At 45.2% G+C, this 15,929-nt stretch carries 13 protein-coding genes and 1 pseudogene; 3 read left to right on the top strand and 11 right to left on the bottom strand.

The annotated features are described in order from the left end of the window. Nucleotides 1–157: 157 nt before the first annotated feature. The 7 genes and pseudogenes from EO98_RS19205 to mtbA all read right to left on the bottom strand — a co-directional run bounded on the left by EO98_RS19205 (nucleotide 158) and on the right by mtbA (nucleotide 6,820). Nucleotides 158–427, bottom strand: coding sequence for a hypothetical protein (locus tag EO98_RS19205; protein ID WP_156164123.1), 270 nt, complete (start codon nucleotides 425–427; stop codon nucleotides 158–160). Nucleotides 428–574: 147 nt separating this feature from the next. Then, a complete protein-coding gene (locus tag EO98_RS11580; protein ID WP_048142588.1) occupies nucleotides 575–811 on the bottom strand; it encodes an efflux RND transporter permease subunit in 237 nt (78 codons plus the stop codon). Between the two features lie 13 nt (nucleotides 812–824). Next, nucleotides 825–1,094 carry a hypothetical protein gene (locus tag EO98_RS11575; RefSeq protein WP_048142586.1) on the bottom strand — a complete coding sequence of 90 codons (270 nt, stop codon included), beginning with the start codon at nucleotides 1,092–1,094 and terminating at the stop codon, nucleotides 825–827. Then, nucleotides 1,081–2,484, bottom strand: coding sequence for an APC family permease (locus EO98_RS11570; RefSeq protein WP_048142584.1), 1,404 nt, complete (start codon nucleotides 2,482–2,484; stop codon nucleotides 1,081–1,083). The genes EO98_RS11575 and EO98_RS11570 overlap by 14 nt, the downstream gene beginning before the upstream one ends. A gap of 288 nt (nucleotides 2,485–2,772) precedes the next feature. Beyond that, nucleotides 2,773–4,149, bottom strand: a pseudogene (locus EO98_RS18505) (monomethylamine:corrinoid methyltransferase). 20 nt (nucleotides 4,150–4,169) lie between these two features. Continuing rightward, on the bottom strand, nucleotides 4,170–4,823 hold the full coding sequence (locus EO98_RS11555; protein ID WP_048144042.1) for a methyltransferase cognate corrinoid protein: 654 nt from the start codon (nucleotides 4,821–4,823) through the stop codon (nucleotides 4,170–4,172). Between the two features lie 977 nt (nucleotides 4,824–5,800). Beyond that, a complete protein-coding gene (mtbA, locus tag EO98_RS11550) occupies nucleotides 5,801–6,820 on the bottom strand; it encodes a methylcobamide:CoM methyltransferase MtbA (protein WP_048136960.1) in 1,020 nt (339 codons plus the stop codon). A gap of 658 nt (nucleotides 6,821–7,478) precedes the next feature. Here mtbA and EO98_RS11545 point away from each other — a divergent pair. From EO98_RS11545 to EO98_RS11535, 3 genes are all read left to right on the top strand, one after another. After that, nucleotides 7,479–8,081, top strand: a complete 603-nt coding sequence (locus tag EO98_RS11545; RefSeq protein ID WP_048136958.1) for an NAD(P)H-dependent oxidoreductase — start codon at nucleotides 7,479–7,481, stop codon at nucleotides 8,079–8,081. Between the two features lie 139 nt (nucleotides 8,082–8,220). Beyond that, nucleotides 8,221–8,922, top strand: coding sequence for a class I SAM-dependent methyltransferase (locus EO98_RS11540; RefSeq protein ID WP_048136956.1), 702 nt, complete (start codon nucleotides 8,221–8,223; stop codon nucleotides 8,920–8,922). A gap of 212 nt (nucleotides 8,923–9,134) precedes the next feature. Continuing rightward, entirely contained in the window at nucleotides 9,135–10,760 is a 1,626-nt protein-coding gene (locus EO98_RS11535; RefSeq protein WP_048136954.1) for a methylamine methyltransferase corrinoid protein reductive activase, read from the top strand. Between the two features lie 142 nt (nucleotides 10,761–10,902). On the opposite strand, the gene pylD is transcribed toward EO98_RS11535, so the two are convergent. The 4 genes from pylD to pylS form a co-directional block, all read right to left on the bottom strand. After that, nucleotides 10,903–11,682 carry a 3-methylornithyl-N6-L-lysine dehydrogenase PylD gene (gene pylD / locus EO98_RS11530; RefSeq protein WP_048136952.1) on the bottom strand — a complete coding sequence of 260 codons (780 nt, stop codon included), beginning with the start codon at nucleotides 11,680–11,682 and terminating at the stop codon, nucleotides 10,903–10,905. Between the two features lie 42 nt (nucleotides 11,683–11,724). After that, nucleotides 11,725–12,816, bottom strand: coding sequence for a 3-methylornithine--L-lysine ligase PylC (gene pylC / locus EO98_RS11525; protein ID WP_048136950.1), 1,092 nt, complete (start codon nucleotides 12,814–12,816; stop codon nucleotides 11,725–11,727). A gap of 1 nt (nucleotide 12,817) precedes the next feature. Beyond that, nucleotides 12,818–13,870 (bottom strand): methylornithine synthase PylB, encoded by a 1,053-nt coding sequence (gene pylB, locus EO98_RS11520; RefSeq protein ID WP_048134872.1) that lies wholly within the window; start codon nucleotides 13,868–13,870, stop codon nucleotides 12,818–12,820. Nucleotides 13,871–14,045: 175 nt separating this feature from the next. Next, the gene (gene pylS, locus EO98_RS11515; RefSeq protein WP_048160059.1) at nucleotides 14,046–15,554 is read right to left on the bottom strand and encodes a pyrrolysine--tRNA(Pyl) ligase; all 1,509 of its coding nucleotides are present in this window, start codon (nucleotides 15,552–15,554) and stop codon (nucleotides 14,046–14,048) included. Nucleotides 15,555–15,929: the final 375 nt, after the last annotated feature.

Below are 15,929 nucleotides of genomic sequence, written 5' to 3'. Positions count from 1 at the left end.
TCCTATCTTCTTTGAATTTGTTTCAGATGTGATACATGCCCTTTTATAACTTTCCCTCCATTTAATCATCTCCCCTATTTAATATATAAATGATTCTGTCGCATGTTTCCATAAAATGCCAAACTATATATATTATATTCCTTTAATTGAAATCGGATCAGCAAATTATATATAGGATAAGTTTAAATCTTTTATTGTAAATGGGCCAGAAGCCCATGCTTCTCAGGAGTTTAGGGGTTCGAGTATACTTTCTAAATGAGGTACAGACCTGAGATTCAGGATACATCTGCATGGTGTGCCTGTACTCTCTATAGAGGGTTCTGAGCCGGTACTCCCTCGAGCAGAAGTCGGATTCGGGTCTTCTGGTAAAAATCCACAAAAATCCCTCCATTTCTCCCTGAATAACCCCTCTTTTCAGGGAGATCATACTCATGCGGCAGAATTGAATTATAGTTGCATTAAAAAACGAAATATTCTGCCTGATTTTAAAAAGTATTGTCTGCCTTACTTCATTTTTCAGGCAGACTTCTTATTAAATTTTTTTTGCAATCTCTTTTAGTATTTTCAGTCCCTTTCAGTACCTGTAATGCTTTACCGAGTGATAGAGAATCACAACAAAGAAAGCAATTATTACCAGCAAGAAACTGAAGAAACCTACAGGGTCCCAGACAAAGCCTATCCCTGCACCGCCTTCTCCCCAGGAAACAAGTACTGCTCCCTGGAGTACCGTGGGGACAACTACGCAGGCGAAGGCCAGGACAAAGATAAATACGATGTCAAAAACCTCTGCAACTAAGCTTTTTTCTGCCATTTTTTCTGCCTCCTCAATCGTAGTACCTGAACTCGAACATGTGGTTCTTTATCGATTTACGCACACTCAGACAGCCGATTGCCTCGATTACAACCACCAGACCTACGAAGATCACATAGAGATAGAAAAAGTTTCCAGCAATCTCCCAGGTTTCGGAAAGGATCCTGTAAAGGACAAATCCTTCCACCCCTATCAGCAGGGCAAGCATTCCCATGATAAGGGCGGTGTCTCCGTTCAGTTTGCTGTGGTATTTGCTTTCCATTGCCGGGTTATTCGTCAACACCCATCACCTCCTTTCCTGTCCTCGCAATTTCCGATCCTTTAGGTGCGGGCCATCCCATTTCAGCCCAGTTGTTTTCTGCCGTGGAAGTCTTGTGTTTGTGGCTGAAGTAGAAGTAAGCAATGCCGTAGAACACAAACCCGAAGATCAGGTTATACTTGTAGCCCCAGAAGAGGGTTGAAAGGATCGTGATTGCGATTGCGATTGCAAAGTAGGCGATGAAGGGCTGCAGAGGACCTACAAAGGGGCGCACTTTGCTTGTTGTTTCCGGGAAGAGGTTCCTGAAGCGGATCAGGGAGAATGGGATCAGGACATAACAGAGCAGTCCCGAGATAATGGAGAAGGTAATAACCTGGTCCAGGAATCCGCTAAAGGCAAATCCGATTGCAACAGGCATTGTGAAGATCACAGCCCTGTAAGGAGTGTTGTACCTTGGGTGTACTGCCGAGAACCAGGAAGATACATAGTGGTCCCTGGAAAGTGCAAACCAGGAGCGTGATGAGTCACAAACGCAGCCGTTGGCACTGGCAATACATGTCAGGAATGTCCCAAGTCCCAGGGCAGCAATGAAGAGAAACACACCACTGTTCTGGGCTGCTTCAAAGAGCGGATACACGGAAACGCCCAGCATATCCGTAGGAATCAGCACTGAACAGAGGTAGAGAGTCATTGCTGCTCCTATGAGCAGGGTGATCATTCCGGCCTGTTGTCCCAGAGGCACTGCCCTTGAGGGGTGCTTGCACTCTTCGGCACACATCGCCGCTCCTTCTATACCCAGGTAGAACCACGGCCCGAATTGCAGAGCTGCAAAGAGGCCTATCATGCCGTTTGGCAAAGCCCCCTGGAAAAGGTATTCGGGGTGGATGTCTACTGCACCAAAAGCGGTTGCAAAGAAGAAGATCACTATTGCAATGAAAGCGATCATGGTCAGGAAGAAGTTAAGGGTTAGAGCTGCAACGACGCCCCGGTAATTGATGAAGGTCAAAAGTGCAATAACAAGCAGTGTTACAGGGAAAACCTGCAACTCCGGGAAGATGCTCTGTGCGATGAATGCGACTACAATGGCGTCTGCCGCCTCAAGGGCGATGTATTCCATGTACACCGCAAGGCCCACACTGGCGGCTGCCCCGGGTCCTACAAAGAGCCTTGCCCAATCATAAGGTCCTCCTGCAAGCTTGGTTGCAGATCCTAGTTCACTGGCACAGAGGGAAATCATAACATACATGGTTCCTGCAACCAGCATGGCAAGCAGGGATCCCAGAACTCCTCCTTTTGCGACGGTGAAGTTCCAGCCCATGTATTCCCCGACCAGCACGATCCCGACTCCGAGGGCCCATACATGGAAAGGCCGCAAAGTCTTGACTAAGCTGCCGGATTCATGGTTTTCAGACATGTTGTTTCAGCCCCTTTTTTTCGAAATCTTGCTGGCGTCCAGCAAAACCCAGCCCATCAATCCAAAAGCCAGGAGATATATCAGTCCATTTATAACAGTCCACATATCCATTTTCATATCCCCCTATGTTTTTTTATACACGGATTTTTTGCATTCGGTCACCTATTCATGAAAATTTTGCCATATAATTAGTAGTGTATCTTTATAAGGGTTTCGCCTGAATTGTTAAAAAAAATTAGCCAGCGAGAAACTCGCTGGCTTTCTGGATCTTTGAAATAAAATTCAGACTTAGAATACAAGCCCGAGGTCTTCAAGCTGCTTTCTTGCAGAGTTGTATACCTGGACGTATTCTTCTGTTGGAGTAATGGTCTTTACGTCGTAGCATTCCTGGAAGGTCTTTCCTGCCGGGGCGCTTGCGTAGTTCTTCTCGTAGAGGGGCACGAGTTTGCTGACGATCTTGTTGACCTCGGAGATTTCCATTCCCGCGGTTGCCCTTGCTACTTCTCCCATCATCCTGGCTTCCATACCTGTGGTCTTGTCGGTTACGACACCCTTTGCGGCTGCGACACCCGAGAGAATTTCGCGGCCAGATGCGGTGTCAGTCATGGACTGAGCAGAGGCTTCGAGGAGGCACATCTCGGTACATGGTCCTGCGCAGGGGTAGTACTGGTTCCCGGAGAGGATGTCTGTGAACTCGGAGATGGTTGCGCATGCCCAACCTGCGATTGTGAGGGTTTCCCTTGTGTTGGTGGATCCCCAGCGGATGTGGACAGGACCGTCAAGGTGCCAGCTTGCGCTGCTCATGACGATAGCATTGAGGTGAGTTGCAATGTCCACGATGGTGGTCTCTTCGATGCCGCCTGCGTACCCTCCGAAAATGGGCATCTGTTCGTCCATGATGATGTCGCTGTTGCCTTTGTAGTGGGCGATAACTGCGATTGCATCGAGGTCTATCTTGAGTTCGTTGAGCTGGGAGACTTCGTGGCTGTCTGAGGCAATCTGGCCGCCATAGCAGTCAGATGCAATATTTCCCTGAGCGGACAGGGAAGTCTCTGGGCCCTATATGCCCATTCCGGGCCTGCCGGCCATTGCTGCTGCCTGTTTGATGAGCCTGGTTTCGGTCTTTGCTGCCAGGACTTCATAGGGGCTGCCGGGTATAGGGGACTTTCCGCGGACCGAGGTCATAACACCGTCTACAATGGTGTCTACTTCCTTTTCCAGGGCATAGCTCATGTGGACAGGCATGAAGACTTCTTCGGAGATCGGGGACCCGGTAGGACCACCCTGGATGATCGGCTTCTTCTTGTCACCGACACTTCTCTTGGAGACACGGACTGCGTCCCTGCCGGTTCCGAGGGTGAATTCCTTCTGGACGTTGTTGATTGCGTCCCAGATTTCGTCTTCAGTGTACTTTACGATCCTGTGGGTGTCTGTACAGTAAATACCACACTCAAGCAGCATCTCAAATCCTGCCTGGAAGAGTTTTCCCATCATGTCTTTGTCTGTAGGGACAAACTCTCCTTTGAAGTCAAGCCCATACTTCTGCTTGAGCTCCATTGTCTTCATGGGGATCTTCATAAGGTCCCAGTCGTCCTGGGTGCACTTTTCCCCTACTTTTGCCCTGTCGTAAAATTCGTAGCAATCGAATGATTTTCTGAATGTCATTTTTTTCGGCCTCCTCAGGATTATTTCATTACATCAATTGCAACTTTTGCAGCTTCTGCAGCGTTTTCTGCGGTTGCGTCCGCACCGATTTCCTCAATCCATTTCTTAGATACCGGGGCTCCTCCGAACATGCACTTTACGCTGTCCCTGAGGTTTTCTTCCTTGAGTCTGTCCATGAGGTCTTTCTGGCCGAGCATCGAGGTGGTCATAAGGGCTGAGCCTACAAGGATAACCTTTTTGCCCTTGTGCTTTGCAGCCTCTTCCACAACGGTTTCATTAAGGACATCGGTTCCGAGGTCAAGGATCTCAAACCCGTTTGCTCCGAGCATGGTGGTGACAAGGCGGTGTCCGATGTCGTGGATATCTCCTTCTGCAACAAAGGTGATGGCAAGTCCTGTTTCTTCTCCTTCTTTCCTGGTCTTTTCGAGTTCAGGAGTAAGAACTTCCATTGCATTATTCATTGCTTTTGCAGACATCATAATCTGGGGCAGGAAAATCTCGGCGGCTTCAAACTTTTCTCCGATGATCTTCATTCCAACGGAAAGGCCCTTTGTAATAATATCAATGGCTGGGATTCCTGCAGCCAGGGCATCCTTAGATAACTGTGCAGTGCCTGCGATGTTCTGATTTACGATCGCATCGCGTAACTTATCAAAAATCTCTTGGTTTGCCATTTTTGTTTAAACCTCCATTGAACTCGCTGTTCTGTGCGGTATCGTTGGGGGGTACAATGCCTCGTAGACAACTGATCTTATCGCAAAGCTTTATATACTTGAACACGTGTCTATGCTCAATCATGAGCCCAAGCTACGCTAACCAAAATAGGCGTTTGCATGGGGTTCTCATTGATATTGCAAATCCCTTACGCCTTATATTTGAGCCATCAGGCGTGAGGTGATTCCTTTGCGGTATTTTCCTTATTGTCTAAAATCAAAATTATTCACTGTCATTTGCCATTTCTTGCCTGAATAAAGTCCAGACTCTTCGTGAATAATTTCCTTTCTCCTGACATTGTTACCGGGGAATTTATTTGCTGGAGACTGCAAATTTGCTTATTTCCCAGTCGAATTAGCAACTCATATCCCAAATTTCCCAACAGTATACCTGCTGGAACTGCATGGAATTGTCCTGAGAATTCAGGTACAATTTCCTAGAATAAAAGATGGGAATTATAGTATATAAATAAACACTATATTTCTTTATTATATCTTATAACAGAAAATTTTAAGTGAGGGGTTTTCAGATTGTAGCGCCCAAAATCTGTACTTTTCGTCCCTTTTTTTCCTGAAATGCTTACAACGGGATTAAAAATAGAAAATTATATATAGTACGTATTTGCTAACCCCCCGATTCGCCTCAATAAATGGGGTCTCTGGCTTTCAAATACATTTAAGCGACATATTGTTTCAAAAGAAAACCTTAAATACTAACTCTGGCCCAGCACATGTGAACTGGAGCAGAATTGGAGCAATCTTCCTGAGAAATCGAGAGCTGAATACGCAAAATGCAACCTTTTTCCAGGTCGAATACAGGTAAATTATAATAAAGTGAAGCTAAAAAAGTGAATCCGGCTTTGGAGCCGGCATGTCTATTTCTTATTGTTATTTTTAGTCCGGTACTCAAGTTCAGTACTTAAGTCCCGTACTTGTACTCAGTACTTGTGGTTTTTGGCACACTCAACCATTTTCTGGAGGTTGGCAGTAGGGGTCATGCTTACAATCCCGCATCCTGGGGAGAGTAGTCCGACTCCTGCATCGAGTACCTTCTTTGATGCTGCTGCGATGTCCTCAAGGGTTCCGTTCCAGAGTACGGCTACCGGGTCGAGGTTTCCGACGATGAGTGCGTTTTCCACATTACCTTTTGCGGTTGCGATGTCAACCCTCTGGTCAACACTGATACCTTCCACACCGGTCTTTTCCATGATCGAAAGACCATTGGTGGTGTTTCCGCAGATGTGGAGGACTGTAGCTATGTCGAGTTCCTTCATTGCATCAACGATCTTCTTCTGGTAGGGGAGGGCATACTTTTCGTAGAATTCCCCGCCGATGAGTTCGTAGCTTGCTGTGGGGTCGATGATGGCCAGGGTGTCCATTCCGTTTTCAGCCATAGCTTTTGCGTATGCTATATTGAAGTCCGAGCAGAAGTCAAGGAGTGCGGGGACAACTTCTTCTCCGGTGAAAAGGTTTCCGAACCAGGCGTCTCCATTGAGGTGCTGGGCAAGGGAGAAGGGGCCGATCATAGAACCGATAATGGGGAGTTCTTTTCCGTATTTTTCGGAAAGGATCTTGACGGCTTCGAGTACCTGTCCAATTCTGCCTTCATTCAGGTTGTATTCCCTGAGCTTTTCTATGTCTTCCAGGTTCTTGACAACGTGTTTGATCACAGACGGCTGCTGCTTCAGGTCGCCGGCCTTTATTCCGCAGCCAAAAAGTTCTGCTTCGGCTGTGATGTCGAAGGGGACTCTCACGGCTTCAAAACCAACTACTGTGTGTCCTGCTTCTGCAAGGGTTGCCATTTTTGTTGCATCTGCATGGGCTTCGGGCCAGAAGGCTCCGCATGCTTCCATCTGTTCGACAGTTGCGGTCTGGGTGAAACAAACTGCGGGCATTCTGTCCACTGGCTGTTTCCTTAATGCACGGTATAATCTTTCTTTTGGTGTGTATTCTGTCATCTATAATCCCTCTCTAAGTTATATAGACAGCGCTAATTATCAAAAAGCCTACTATATATAAATATGTATTATTATCCCTTAATTAAATATTATATTATAAAAAGTTATCAATTAAACCGTTTATACTAGTTGGAAATTCTCTCAAAACAACTAAATTTGTTTTATTTGTGCATATTTGATGGATAACCTTAAATATCTGGTGATTCACGGCGTTAATATACGTTTTGTCGGTTTTCATAAGGCTAAAACAGGTTGATGATGACGAATTATTGAAGGCCGAATCAGACCTTTTGCTGTTTTTGAGGTTTCCTGGAAGGCAGCCAACTACTGAGGAATAGTAACCACAGTATCATTCAGCAAACAATTTGGTATGCGCAGGGTTGATAATGATTCGCAATGAAATATTGTCTATTCTATTTTAGGTACATCTGGCAAAATTTGAGGCAGCCTTCTGGTACAAAATCGATAGCCATCAGGCAAGAAAATTCCTTTACCGATGACCAATGAGAGCGCATTAAATAATTTTCACATGGGAGCATGTCTATTTAATTCCAAATAAAGAGTTATTAATAGGTTATTTGTCAGAGGCCTTAAAAAGTTGAAAGCCAGCATTTGGAGGAGACGAATCCAGGGATAATCAATTGAAGAGGGAAAATGAATGCATCTTTATGTTGTTTATGCCCATCCCAGCAAACACTCTTTTACTTATGAAGTTCTAAATTATTTTCTAAAGGGTGTAAAAGAATCAGGTAACACTTTTGAAATAGGCGATCTTTACGAAATGAATTTTAAATGTGAATTGGATATAGGCCAGTATACACATGAGATGAGTCGTACGACCTTGATGCCAGTTCCCGATGACGTCAAAAAAGAGCAGGAAAAAATACAAAGATCTGATGCAATAACGTTTATTTATCCCGTGTGGTGGAGTGATTGTCCCGGCATATTAAAAGGTTGGTTTGATCGAGTCTGGACAAATGGTTACGCTTATTTTTATGATGAAAAAGCAGGAAGAAAGTCTTTTATTGCACCAAAAAAAGCATTGGTGATATGTACTGCCGGTCATACGGTTGAATACCTTGAAGAAACCGGAATTGCTCAAAGTATGCGTTGCATTATGCTAAAAGACCGTTTAAAGAATGTTGGCTTTACAGATGTGAAAATGGAAATACTGGGTGGCATGGCAAACAATAATGATTTTATAAAAAGGTCAAACTTAGAAAAAGCATATATTTTAGGTGTAGATTTTTTTAAAAATTAATATTGTTTTGGCAGTCTGTTTTCCCCATCATTTTAATCTGGTTTTCAGCAATAATTAACATACTTGCTGTTTTTATACGGACAGTTACATACAGACAGTTATGGAATTTTCTTACTAAATGGGCAACTGAGGAGTAGTTATGAGGCAATATCCAGGATGGTATTATAATGAGTTCAAACAGGTTGGGGTAGATTATACAGATCTTGAAGAAGTACGTGCTTACGATTTACATATGCAGAGATTGAGAGACATTGAAAAGGAATCTAACAGTATTAGGGAGCTTCTTGGAATAAATAACAGTGATTCAGTTCTTGAAATCGGGACGGGGACAGGAGAATTAGCACTCAATATTTCTGCTTATTGCAAAAAGGTTGTAGCTATTGATGTTTCGAAAATGATGATAGACTTTGCAAGAATAAAGGCAGAAAGCCAGAACAAAACAAAAGTCCATTTTTATAATGCGGGGTTTCTAACCTATGAAAACCATGGTGATCCATTTGATGTTATTATTACCCAGCTAGCTTTACATCACCTGCCTGACTATTGGAAAATGATAGCTCTGAAAAGACTTTATGGTATGTTAAAGGAAGATGGAAAATTCTATTTACGTGATGTAGTGTTCCCTTCACAGATCCCGGATTATGATAGCTTCTTTGCTAACATTATAACTGATCTGAAGAACTCTGCAGGGGATAAAATTGCTGAAGAAACGGAAATCCACATAAGAGAAGAATTTTCAACACTGGACTGGATTATGGAGGGCTTACTTAAAAGTGTGGGATTTCATATTGAAAATATTATATATGATGGATTTATAATCAGTTATATCTGTAAAAAATAACTATAATTAAAGTTCTGCCAGCAGGCGATATACAAACATATAGCAACAGTTTATATAATCCTTATGTTATAAAAACATTGAACTCCCGTGCAGTATCGGATTAGATCCCTTGTCGGATTAGACTTGAAACTCAATATTATCTCATATTTTTATGGGGCAGTCCATGGTGCCGGATGCCTCAAGATTATGCATAATTCAGGAGGATCATAAAAATGTACGGAATAGCACTTGACCTGGGTACCAGCGGTTTTAGAGCCCAGCTTATTGATCTTGAAACGAATGAAACCTTAAAAACAGTCATAACCATGGGTCATCCTCTCCCCGGAGGAAATGTCATGGACCACCTGGATTTTGCAATCACAACAGGTGAGGATGTGGCTCATGGAGTAATTATCGAAACTATCAGGAGAATGTTCCTGAAATTCGATGCAGACCTTTCTAAAGTAGAAAGACTTGCAGTCTGCGGAAACCCTATCCAGCTTTCCCTTTTCCAGAACATAGAAATCAGGGATCTGGCATACGCAGGGGAAAACAAGCAGAAAATGCTCGGAGTCCAGGATGTAAAGAGAGATGCCCGCGTGTTTCCCGCCTCCGAGCTTTTCGGGGATACGGACCTGCCTAACTGTGAAGTCATCGTGCCCCCCGCAATCAGGCATGAGATCGGAGCCGACGCCCTTGCCATGATGCTGGAAACTGATTTCCTTATCCAGACCGAACCTGCATTGGTTACCGATTACGGGACAAACGCCGAAATGGCCCTGAAGGTCGGGGACAGGATTATCACGGCAAGCGCTGCCGCAGGCCCTGCCATTGAAGGGCAGGGTATAAGTTCCGGAATGCTTGCAAGCCCAGGGGCAATCTGTGATGTGAAACCCGAGGGTGAGTACTGGAAAATTATAGTCCTTGATAAGGAGATGGAAAAGCAGGACGCTTACCTTATCAGTCCGGTCACCGGCGAGATTAAGGAGTCCTATGGGGTTGAGGCCGTGGGCATCACAGGTACCGGCGTCATCTCGGCTTTTTCCCTGGCCATGAGAAGCGGGCTGATTACAAAATCTCCGAAACTTCCCAACGGGAAGCTGATTCTTGGCCCTGGAATTGAAATCACTGAAAAGGACGTGGAAGAAGCCGGAAAAGCCATAGGGGCGATCCGTGCAGCTCACATGACCCTTATCGTGGAGTCCGGAATAAAGTATGAAGACCTTGAGTATGCATACATGTCAGGGGCTTCCGGAGCTTATGTAGACGCTGAAGCTGCCCGCAGGCTCGGAGCAGCACCGGGTTATGCCAAAAAAATCGTACAATTCGGAAACACCTCGCTTGCCCTTGCAAGGGAACTTGTACTGAACAGGTCCAGGCTTGATGATGTTATCGAGATTGCAAAAAAGATCACTGCCGACCACCTCATGATGGCAACCAGCGAGACCTTCAATAACTTCTATCTCTGCGAACTCTCCTACTGGACCCAGGGTATGCCCCTCGAAATGTACGACCAGATGCTTGAACTCTACGGTCTGCCCAAACTCCCGAAAACCCTGGAACACGCTGACATCGAAAAGCGGGTTAGTAAGGATATAGAGCAGGTAGGAGTCGGCGGGCTTGCCATCCTCAAAGAAATAGGCATAATCCTCGAAGTCCCTGTAGAGAAGTGCATCTACTGCAAGAAATGCGTAAAAGAATGCCCTGAAGACGCCCTCGAAATCGTCGAAACCGACGGCAAAAGAATCGCAAAATACGACAGCCAGAAATGCCTTGGCACAAGTTGCCGCCGCTGTGTCAGCGTCTGCCCCGAAGACGCCATCGACATCACCAAACTCCGCATCAAAGGGACAAAATAAGTTGTGGGATTTATTTTCCCACTTTTTTCTTTACCTTTAGTCCTCTTGAGCGTAGCGAAAAGGACCGCGGGATCCCGACTCGCAATTCGGGAGCAAAATAAGATTCGTGGGATTTATTTTCCCACTCTTTTCTTTAACTTTTTTACAGGATAGAATACAGCATGGATGCCGTTCCTATCCCGAGAGGTTCCATTACAAGTTCCACATCATATTTCTGTTGAAGTTCCGCCGAAATTGCACAGGGAATTCCCGGGGTAGAAATTATGCATTTCTCCGAAAGCACGGCTTCGGGAATTGTATCCGCACAGGGGGTAGCTTCGAAAATAATGGAGAACTTTCTTGGAGTTTCGGGGTCGAAGGAAGTAATCCCAAGTTTGGAGATAGCTTTATTAAGAAGGTTTTTGTCAGCGTCGTATCCGTAAACATTGAACCCTTTATGCACAAGGTGTGCAGCTCCCGGAAAACCGACTTTTCCCAGGCCCACAACAAGCACGTCTCTTGAATCCGCTTTCGTGTAAAGGGACGCAATCTCCGCATAAATCATGCCTGTGCAGGGCTGATTGTTTGCGATTTTTCCGTTTGTAAGGTTATGGGCAAGGAAGGTGTGGTCATCTGCCATCAGGATAATCTCTGCGCCGTTTTGCACCGCCTCATAGTAGCCGCTTACGTCGGGCATTTCCGTGACAAAACTGTCAAATCCGAAATACTCCACAATTGCATGCAGAGATGCCGAGAAATTTCCTATGATCCCATTTCCGGAGGTCACGGGCACAATACCTACGGTTTCAAAACCCGAGGTTGTGCCGTAGAGGGCTTTACAAACTCCTTTTATGTCAAGCCCTGTAACTCTCCTGACAGCAGAATCAGCTTCCTGGAGCTGTCTTTTAATGTTCTCCAGGTCTTCTGGGGTTAAAAGTGCCATTTTTATATCTCCCTTTTCTGTTTTTGAAAAACTCTTCTCTTTTTACACAGCCGCTCCGAAGCGGTCTCTCAGTATCAAAAGCCCTGTTCTCTTTTTTGTTTCGGCTTCTTCCTTATCTTTGCCCCAGAAGACCAGGGTGAATACAGGGGTCTCTCCTTTGCACAGGAAAATCTCAATGCCAGGCTCTTCATAATATTTTCCGTAATCACTGCCCATGGAAAGTACCTGTTCTCCCACAGGGACAAAGGCTCCATTTTCTGCAAGCATGAGATGTTCGTAAATGCAGTATCTGTCTTCAGGAAGGGTTTTGATCTCTTCAACGCCCTCTACAAAGGCATGGAACAGGAGTTCTATGAGGTTAACCCCTGAAGAATAATAAACCGCAGTTGGGGTCTGGCTCGGGAATCGGGCATCTATTTCGATTACTTTCAGCCCCCGGGGGCCGGAAATTGCTTCCACATCCATAATCCCTTTTAAGGACAGGTTTGCTGCAAGGGAATAGGATATCTCCCTGAAGGAAGGGTCAGCAGGAAGAGGGGTTACCATATGACAGTCATAGGTCCCGTCAATATGGATCAGGGTTTCCTTTACAACGGCAAAATGGTTTCCGTCTCCTATAACTTCAAGGGACACCACTTCCCCTTCCACATACTCTTCGATCAGCATGCCTGGCTCAAGCTCTCCAAGCTCCTCTTTATCATAGATGATCCTGGCTCCCACACTGCTGCTTTCACAGGGAGGTTTTACAAAATAAGGCGGCTCCGATGGTTTGTCCTGGGGGGTCGGGACTCCTATGGACGCAAAGTAGTCTTTTGATTTTTTCTTATCCCTGCTGATCCAGTAAGCCTCAAAATCAAAGAGTACCGGGCAGGAGAATTTCTCTTTTATGGAACTCAGGAACTCTATACATTCAAGGTTTTCATTTACCGGTAATATAGCGTCAACACTTTTTGAGATCTCGAAGAGTTTTTCCGGTTCATTTATTACGTTAAAACAGTGGAACTCATCAGCGTAATTCCTTATAAGGGCCTGTGGGTTTTTATCTATCACAACTACTTTCATTCCGGCTTTCTTAGAGAGGTACGCAGCTTCAAAGCCCTGGAGCTTTCCCCCTACAAGACAGATCGTTTTCATTCTAGTACCCCAGGACTTTCTCGAAATCAGCCTGAAGGGCAGGTTCCATCCCCATAGTTGCAAGCCGCTTGATTACGCTTTTTATGTCTCTGTCCCGTTCTTCAAGGTCGCGGTCATAGTTGGCAACACCTTCTAACCTTGAATCTGAGGGAAGGATGGAGGTAACAATGTTTGCCCCCGCGTTTAAGCGGTGAACCATGCCATCGATACCTTCCAGGTCAAGGGAAGCCGGTATCAAGCATTTCGGGAACAAAAGCCTCAGAATTGCAATTATTTTTAGTTCCGAAAGGTTTGAGTTCTCTTTGAAATCTTCAAGCGGAGTCCCTTCCTGGGGCAGGAATGTCATAACTCTGACCATATCGGGATCGTTTGCTTTCATTCCCCTCAGGGACTTTATTGTCGACTCAACATCGTTTCCAACACCCGTGAGAATCCCGTCTTCTACACAGTACCCCTGTTCTTTTGCAAAGCGGCGAGCGTTAAACCGTCCTTCGAATGACTGCCCTACCCGGAGTTTTTCGTAGAGTTCGCGGTCATAGGTTTCCTGGTAAAGGGCAAAGAAGTTTGCTCCTTCTTCCCTGGCTTTGAGAAGGGTTAAGTTGTCCATTACTCCTGGAGAAATCATTATTGGTAGACCAAGTTCCTCCTTAACTATCCTGACAAGTTCCACGAAGCGGTCTGGCTCATCATAGTAATACGGGTCTTCTCCCATGGTAAGGTCAATCATGTGGAAACCTGCACCTTTTAAGGTTTTGCAGGTCTCTTTGATTTCCTCTCTGGTCAGGCGATAACGGTTGATTTCGTTTTTACAGTTATAGTAACAAAAAGCGCACTGGTTCTTACAGTAAGTGGAGAAATAGATAAAGCAGTTAAGAAACACCCTGTTGCCGAAATAATAGTTTCTGACCTTTCGAGCCACATAGTACAGCTTTTCCAGCTCTTCTTCGGATTCAAGAGAGAGAAGAGCCCTCAGGTCATCGTCAGATAAGTGAAAGCCTTCAATGATTTTCTCCCCGAAACTGTCAAGTTCGTTGGTTGCCATTTTTTGGATCAATATTTCACCCTCTCATAGATTTACGGATATTCTTTCAGATCTTTTTCATTTCAGGTCCTTTCGGGCCAGTTTGCCATTTTAAGATCTTTTTACCGTTTTGAGTCTCTATTTGCCGCTCTGATATCTTCCCCGACGTTCTCCGGGTCTTTATTTGTGATTTTTATGGGATTCCCGGTCACAGGTTGGTGGAAATCCCGTTGTAGTATGATTCGGATCTTGAAGCTCTTTTAATGTTCTTGAAATCGTGCATAACCTTCAGCAGGCGTTCAAGTCCGAAACCTGCACCTATCCAGGGCTTGTTAATTCCCCAGTCCCGGTCCATGGGTACGGGTCCGACAACTGCTGAGGAAAGTTCCATGTCACCGTGCATGACATCAAGGGTGTCGCCATAGACCATACAGGAGTCCCCTACAATCTCGAAGTCGATCCCCAGGTAGTCCAGGAAATCTTTAATAATGGCTTCAAGGTTTTCGCGGGTACAGCCCGACCCCATCTGGCAGAAGTTCAGCATGGTAAACTCTTCCAGGTGTTCTTTGCCGTCAGACTCTTTCCTGTAACAGGGGCCGATCTCAAAGATTTTTATAGGGTCCGGTAGGGTTCTATCAAGCTTGCGCAGGTAGTTGTAGAGAGTCGGAGCAAGCATTGGCCTTAAGCAGAAGTTCTTATCAACCCTGAAGACCTGCTTTGAAAGTTCAGTGTCATTGTTAATGCCCATCCTTTCAATATACTCTGAAGGTATCAGAATCGGGGATTTGATCTCCAGAAAACCCCTGTCCACGAAGAATTTCGTAATCTCGCGTTCGAGTTTTCCCAGGTAATGTTCCCTTTCTTCGGCATAGATCTGCTGCAGGTCTTTTCTTCTCCGGGACAGCAGTTCGGACTCAAGTTTCCTGAAAGGTGTTTCAGAGTCCAGGGAAATCTCATCCTTCGGGCTTAACAGACCTTCAAGCCTGTTAATCTGGCTCTTTGTATATGCAGGAGCACTCGCCGGAACAGGAGCATCCGGAGATGTAGTTGAGCTTGCCATTCCCTGTGCTGATGTAGATGCAGATATTGCCGAAGCTGAGATTGTTGTTGATGCGGAAGCCGATACTGGTTCAGAAGCTGGTGTTGGTTCAGAAGCTGGTGTTGGTTCAGAAGCTGATGTTGGTTCAGAAACTGGTGTTGGTTCAGAAACTAGTGTTGGTTCAGAAACTGGTGTTGGTTTAGAAACTGGTGTTGGTTCAGAAACTGGTGTTGGTTCAGAAACTGGTGTAGCGGGTGCAGAAACTGGTGTAGCGGGTGCAGGTTGATACTCAGAAGGCAGAGCCTGTGCCGTTGCCGTGTTTTCAAGTGGTTTTGGGGCTCTTGCAACTGATTTTGGCATTACTTTTCTTACTTTAGGAGCAGAAACTACCGTGACTTTTACGTTGCTTTTGTCTTCGTTTGTTCTTGTGAGGAATTTACTTATGTCCTCATCCGAAACCCTGCAGTTTTTGCAGGTCTTCCTGTATTTATGGTGCCTTAGGGCCCGTGCTGTCCTGCAGCTCCGGGAATTGTTCACAACAAGCCGTTCTCCACATTCCATTTCGATGTAGATTTTCCTTTTTGAGACTTCATGATGCCTGATTTTGTGAATCCTTCCGGTTCTGGACATCCAGAGCCCTGTAGCAGATATCAGAGTGTTTAGTGGTTTTTTATCCATAGTGTTACCCCTCGGTGAACTAAAACCCGGATAATTTCCAAGAACAGTATTCAGAATCCCGGCTTACAGAATATAAGCGTGGAGCCAGCAATTGCTGACAGCTACCCGGAAAAGAGATCGATAATTCCAGTCAATAGAATAGTTTATAGACTCTGGAAAGCGTTTCCTGATTCTATAAAAAATTTCAGTGGAATGTTATGCAAGTGCCATTCCGGGATTCAGAAACGTGGCGGAAACCCCGGGAATCTAACCCGGCTGAACGGATTTAGAGTCCATTCGATCTACATGATCAGGTTTCCTCCTTGACAAAATAGAATACAAATTTGATATGTTTTTTTTTCTCTATAGCAATCTTAATTGATATGATAAAATAAT

It is taken from the genome of Methanosarcina sp. 2.H.T.1A.6 (assembly GCF_000979455.1).
Lineage (GTDB): Archaea > Halobacteriota > Methanosarcinia > Methanosarcinales > Methanosarcinaceae > Methanosarcina.
The sequence above is the reverse complement of the archived record's forward strand: the minus strand, read 5'-3'. Positions and strand labels throughout refer to the sequence as shown.